The sequence below is a fragment of the Streptomyces sp. WM6386 genome (assembly GCF_000972385.1).
In the GTDB taxonomy this organism is placed as follows: domain Bacteria; phylum Actinomycetota; class Actinomycetes; order Streptomycetales; family Streptomycetaceae; genus Streptomyces.
Genome location: NZ_JXTE01000674.1, coordinates 1 through 348, shown reverse-complemented (window position 1 = coordinate 348; position 348 = coordinate 1). Strand labels below are relative to the sequence as shown.

The following is a 348-nucleotide window of genomic DNA, read 5'->3' as shown; positions in this document are numbered from 1 at the left end:
CGCCTCCGGAGACTTCAACCCGCTGCACACCGACGAGAGGTTCGCCTTCGAGGCCGCGGGATATCCCGGGGTCTTCGCCCACGGCATGCTGACGATGGGCATGACAGGCCGGGTCCTCACCGACTGGGTCGGCCCCGAGGCGCTGCTGCGCTACGGCGTGCGCTTCAAGGCCCAGGTCTGGCCCGGGGACACCCTGATCGCCACGGCCACCGTGGACTCGATCGAGGACACGCCGGCCGGCCCGGTCGCCCACTTCTCCCTGCGCACGGTCAACCAGGACGGCGTCGAGGTGGTCCCCGGCACCGCGGCGGCCCGCCTGGAGCCCTGACCCGGTGGGCGCCGTACGGG

General features: G+C 73.0%; 1 protein-coding gene. It reads left to right on the top strand.

The window, feature by feature from the left end; genetic code table 11:
• A partial coding sequence (locus tag TN53_RS43200; protein WP_046264405.1) for a MaoC/PaaZ C-terminal domain-containing protein occupies positions 1 to 328 on the top strand: 328 nt, incomplete at its 5' end.
• Positions 329 to 348 lie beyond the last annotated feature (20 nt).